The organism is Moorena sp. SIO2C4, from assembly GCF_010672485.1.
GTDB classification, from domain to species: domain Bacteria; phylum Cyanobacteriota; class Cyanobacteriia; order Cyanobacteriales; family Coleofasciculaceae; genus Moorena; species Moorena producens.
The window spans coordinates 1-4,027 of sequence record NZ_JAAHGN010000703.1; the positions used below are offsets into that span (position 1 = coordinate 1).

The window sequence follows — 4,027 nt, forward strand, 5'->3', positions numbered from 1 at the left end:
TGATCTCGATAGTCCAATCTGGATGTAGATTGAACGAATTGGCCACTTGGCCATCATGATCACGAGGAATCCGTTCTGTACGAAAGACGGCAACGTCTGGGACAATTGATCGCCCACCAAAGGTACACCGCAGTTCGGGGAATGCCTGGGCAGTTCGCTCTGGCTTTAAAGCGAGTGTTAAAGCAAAACTCAATTCCCGTTGAAGGATGCTGTGCTTTCCTTGAGGCATAGGTTTTTGTTGAATTTGTCCATTGACATATTCACTAGCAGGTTTCGTTTCAGGAAGTTCTAAAAATTCCGCCAGGGTCAACGTTTGTCTAATTTGATTAACAGCAACCATTGATGACCTCCTGTTTCTTCGATTTTAACTGTTGCTGGATTCAGTTCCAGTCATGCTCACCAGAAAAGCGATCGCATTCTCCAAAACGCGATCGCATCTTTCATTCACTACAACCATCGCACTACAAAAGCTAGATTTGCTTTAAGATATCATGGATGTTTGGGATCTTGCTTAAGCAACTCATAGTTCTTATCTGCTAATTCTTGAATTTCCTGTGGCAACTGACGGTAGTATTCCCAAAACTGTGAAGTATTGAAATGCTTTAAATTTCCTGGCACTTTCCCTCTCTGAATTCTTGCCTTGCTTGTTTAATTAGATGATCTAGCTTGCCAGATTCAAAGTCTTCCTCAATTTGCTTATCCCATAGAGATTCATAGAATTCATCAAGCCATTGAACCAGATCTGTTAACTCTCCCGTAGAGAGTTTCATTACTGCTTCTTTGATTTCTGCAACACTCATAAAATGCCATCGCCTTTATCTACTGCATCTATAATTATAATAGTGATATTCCATACCGCCAAATTGGGTAAGGGATGCAGGGTAAACGCAATAATCAATAAGGCTGCATTCTTGTTAACACTATTAATATAAATTGCAATAGCGCTGATAATCAGGGCTTAATATTATCCTAATCCTTGCCCTATATTACATTTTGGCTCAATTTTTATGGCGCTTACCCTGATAACTATAGCAGTCCTAAATTAAAATAATTACCTAAGTACAAATAATTTTACATTCACTACTGACGACAAGCCATAGCTTTTAACTACATCCGAGTTTCCAGTTACCATTGGCAACTTCATGATTCTGGGGTCCATACAGTTTGATCCCCTTGCCCCCAAAAGCCATCATATTTGCTAAGACAAACATCACCTAAAACCTTTGTCTGACAGGCTAAGCGGCGATTTGCTGTCGGAGAATGGGGCGGAAGCGATCGCCTAGCTTTATCTTTCCAATTTGCCTCGGATACTTCCCCGTCTATCTCAACCGCACAGGTACCACAGCTTCCTAATCCTCTACAGTTAATTAGTTTAGCGTTGCCGTTGTATAGGGCAACGCCATGCTCTAGTAAGACCTTGCGCAGATTACTGCCCTGGTCACATTCAAAGCTTTTTCCTTGTGCTGTTACTTTAGGCATTATTCAAGATTACTCCTTATCTGTAGCTTATTTTTTAATAAAATTAGATGCAGCTATGTTTAATGTTGTGAACAGAGCCAATCTGGCAATACACCAAGGTGCTCTTATTGTTTGATGGTTCTAGATAAGCTGCGTTTATAAATATCTAGATTTTAGATAGTTTGGTCGAGTCCTCTGTCTTGATGCAAAGCGCGAGTGGGGGAAACCCCCGCATTAAGGCGCTGCATCGCTTGATACCCTTGATCTATCAAGGCTTAAGAGATGGGTAACCTTCCTACACTGCTAAGCGCGGGTAAATGTCGGAAGGTTATCTGCGTGCCTTGCCCTTGACTAAGCTTTAGGCCATCAAAGCTTACCCTTAACTATAATTTACATTTCTTTACGATAAACTCAACTATTCTAACTGCCCATGACTTCAACAGCTTCTCACCCGATCTGGATTTACGATACAACGCTGCGGGATGGTGCCCAGCGTGAGGGAATCTCATTGTCTCTCGAAGATAAGTTACGCATTGCTCGGCAACTGGATGAGTTGGGTATTCCCTTCATTGAAGGAGGATGGCCAGGGGCAAATCCGAAAGATGTGCAATTTTTCTGGAAGCTCAAAGAAGAACCTCTCAAACAAGCAGAAGTAGTCGCCTTTTGCTCAACTCGACGGCCAAACATGATCGCTGCAGAAGACCGGATGCTGCAAGCTATTTTAGCTGCAGGAACGCGCTGGGTGACTATTTTTGGTAAATCCTGGGATCTTCATGTTACTGAAGGGCTGAAAACTAGCCTAGAGGAAAACCTAGCCATGATTGGTGACACCATAGAATACCTCCGTAGTCAAGGGCGTCGGGTAATTTACGATGCAGAACACTGGTTTGATGGCTATAAAGCCAATCGAGACTATGCCCTCAAAACCCTGAAAGCTGCTAAAGATGCGGGTGCAGAATGGCTAGTACTGTGTGACACCAACGGTGGTACCCTACCCGAGCAAATTAGTCAAATTGTTAGAGATGTCATTAAAGAGTTGAAGGTTGGAAGGTTGAATGTTGACAATGAGTTGAAGGTTGGAAGGTTGAATGTTGAAGGTTCTAACCTACCCTGCGGGAACGCCAAAGGCGAACAACCTGCTAACCTGCAACCTGCAACCGAAACTAACCTACCCTACGGGAACGCCAAAGGCGAACAACCTGCTAACCTTCAACCTGCGAACCTTCAACCTGGAACCGAAACTAACCTACCCTACGGGAACGCCAAAGGCGAACAACCTGCTAACCTTCAACCTGCTAACCTTCAACCTGCTAACCTTCAACCTGCTAACCTTCAACCGCCTAACCTCCAACCCATGTTAGGAATCCATACCCATAATGATTCAGATACAGCGGTTGCTAATGCCTTAGCTGCGGTATCTGAGGGAGCCTGTATGGTTCAGGGAACGATTAATGGTTATGGTGAACGCTGCGGTAATGCCAATCTCTGTTCTGTGATTCCTAACTTACAGTTGAAGCTAGGGTTACGCTGTATTCAGGATAATCAGCTGGCCAGACTCACCCAAGCTAGTCGTTTAATTAGCGAGATTGTTAATCTTGCTCCCCATGACCATGCTGCCTTTGTCGGTCGTTCAGCCTTTGCTCACAAAGGTGGTATCCATGTTTCAGCGGTGGCAAAGAATCCTCTGACCTATGAACATATTCAGCCAGAACAGATTGGTAACCAGCGTCGGATCGTAATTTCTGACCAGTCGGGATTGAGCAATGTATTAGCAAAAGCCCGTAGTTTCGGTCATGACCTGGATAAAAAAGACCCCGCCTGTCGCGAAATCCTGGAACGCCTCAAAGATCTAGAAAATGAAGGGTATCAATTTGAAGCAGCGGAAGCCAGTTTTGATTTGTTGATGCGGGATGCTTTGGGATATCGAGAACATCCCTTTGAACTCAAAGGCTGTCAAATACATTGCGATATGCTACAAGGGGTCAGTAAACCCTACAGTAATTCTGTGGCAACCATTAAAGTATCTGTTAACAACCAGGATATTTTGGAAGTAGCAGAAGGCAATGGACCAGTGTCAGCCCTTGATGCAGCCTTGCGCAAAGCCTTAGTGAACTTTTACCCAGAGATTGCTGATTTTCATCTAACTGACTACAAAGTGCGGATTCTGGATGGTGCTGCTGGCACATCGGCTAAGACACGGGTGCTAGTGGAATCGAGCAATGGAGAACAGCGCTGGACAACTGTGGGGGTTTCTAGTAATATTCTCGAAGCGTCCTATGAAGCTGTGGTGGAAGGCATTGAGTATGGTTTGCTGTTGGAATCTTCAGCAAAGACACCATTGAGGCATTCCCCAGCCTTGAAAGAGCGGTAATTTGCTGTTTGACCCGGTGGTGCGTTACGGGGCGGGCTGTCCCAAAATGGGCGACGAGGCGGAAAATGAGTGCGAGCCCTTCCCTAACGCACCCTACGCAACTAATTTAAGGTGCTATCCAACGTAGACTATCTAGCTTAGCCTTGGTCAGAACCTCAAGGGGAGGTAACTTATGATAAGGCCCTTCCCAGTTAAGGG

The 4,027-nt window shown here is 44.7% G+C and carries 5 protein-coding genes; 1 reads left to right on the top strand and 4 read right to left on the bottom strand.

Annotation, left to right across the window (positions count from 1 at the left end; translation table 11 throughout):
* From F6K20_RS27520 to F6K20_RS27535, 4 genes are all read right to left on the bottom strand, one after another.
* On the bottom strand, positions 1-340 hold a 340-nt coding region (locus F6K20_RS27520; protein ID WP_287296792.1), incomplete at its 3' end, for a Uma2 family endonuclease.
* Positions 341-489: 149 nt separating this feature from the next.
* On the bottom strand, positions 490-618 hold the full coding sequence (locus F6K20_RS27525) for a hypothetical protein (RefSeq protein WP_267875688.1): 129 nt from the start codon (positions 616-618) through the stop codon (positions 490-492).
* On the bottom strand, positions 603-800 hold the full coding sequence (locus F6K20_RS27530) for a hypothetical protein (RefSeq protein ID WP_008187253.1): 198 nt from the start codon (positions 798-800) through the stop codon (positions 603-605). Before F6K20_RS27530 ends, F6K20_RS27525 begins: the two co-directional genes overlap by 16 nt.
* A gap of 340 nt (positions 801-1,140) precedes the next feature.
* Positions 1,141-1,479, bottom strand: coding sequence for a 2Fe-2S iron-sulfur cluster-binding protein (locus F6K20_RS27535; RefSeq protein ID WP_287267329.1), 339 nt, complete (start codon positions 1,477-1,479; stop codon positions 1,141-1,143).
* Between the two features lie 409 nt (positions 1,480-1,888).
* On the opposite strand from F6K20_RS27535, the gene cimA reads away from it, so the two are divergent.
* Positions 1,889-3,829 (top strand): citramalate synthase, encoded by a 1,941-nt coding sequence (gene cimA, locus F6K20_RS27540; RefSeq protein ID WP_287296794.1) that lies wholly within the window; start codon positions 1,889-1,891, stop codon positions 3,827-3,829.
* Positions 3,830-4,027 lie beyond the last annotated feature (198 nt).

Coding starts and splice junctions, on each gene's coding strand:
- cimA (WP_287296794.1), top strand. CDS start 1,889: ATGACTTCAACAGCTTCTCACCCGATCTGGATTTACGATACAACGCTG.
- F6K20_RS27530 (WP_008187253.1), bottom strand. CDS start 800: ATGAGTGTTGCAGAAATCAAAGAAGCAGTAATGAAACTCTCTACGGGA.
- F6K20_RS27535 (WP_287267329.1), bottom strand. CDS start 1,479: ATGCCTAAAGTAACAGCACAAGGAAAAAGCTTTGAATGTGACCAGGGC.